Raw genomic sequence first — 651 nt, forward strand, 5'->3', positions numbered from 1 at the left:
CCAAAGCAGCGGCGCGCGTTAGCGCGTCCAGCCCGCAGGGCGATGCTGCCTTTGCTTGTTATGTGTTTACTCACAGTTCTCTAGCCCACATATTGGTGTGCCATTATCATTGTGTTTGCCGACCAGACTAATACACTTAAATGTTTCACCACCGTCAGTAGACACTTTAACTTCGAGATCTTGGTTTTCGAATGTTTGCAGCTCTTTAATTAGCTGCTTGATTGTCTTTCCACGAGTAACCCACTCAGGGTTTTCATTTACTTTATCGTTCACTGTACTCACTTATTAGACTGACACATAACGCCTTTGTATGCCGCCAACGGAACGGAGGTCGGACATGACAACCTTGTTAAGTGTGTTTTGGCATTAAAGTAGCAATACATGATTTATATTGGCTGCAAACTAACAGCTGCATACCTTAAAATATATGGCTCAGGTTTTTCTTCAGATTCAAAATTTGGTATTTCATGCCCCCAAAATGCAACATAGCAATCTTTCATATGATCAATTTCAGGGTTACGCCAAGTGGCAATTACAATGCCATACTCATCTTTTTCACCCGGGCATGACAATCTCACTCGTTGGCCAACTACAATTTTGTCCTCATGCTCTTTTTCGGAACTCATGCTTTTTCCTTGTGACACTTAACGC

The 651-nt window shown here is 42.5% G+C and carries 2 protein-coding genes; both read right to left on the bottom strand.

Going from position 1 to position 651, the window contains the following annotated elements; genetic code table 11:
- Positions 1-66: 66 nt before the first annotated feature.
- Positions 67-273, bottom strand: a complete 207-nt coding sequence (locus tag ACRCA4_RS14995) for a hypothetical protein (protein ID WP_145465967.1) — start codon at positions 271-273, stop codon at positions 67-69.
- Positions 274-386: 113 nt separating this feature from the next.
- A complete protein-coding gene (locus tag ACRCA4_RS15000) occupies positions 387-626 on the bottom strand; it encodes a hypothetical protein (RefSeq protein WP_433190395.1) in 240 nt (79 codons plus the stop codon).
- Positions 627-651 lie beyond the last annotated feature (25 nt).

This window comes from Rheinheimera sp. WS51, from assembly GCF_050936095.1.
In the GTDB taxonomy this organism is placed as follows: Bacteria; Pseudomonadota; Gammaproteobacteria; order Enterobacterales; family Alteromonadaceae; genus Alishewanella.

Coding starts and splice junctions, on each gene's coding strand:
- ACRCA4_RS15000 (WP_433190395.1), bottom strand. CDS start 626: ATGAGTTCCGAAAAAGAGCATGAGGACAAAATTGTAGTTGGCCAACGA.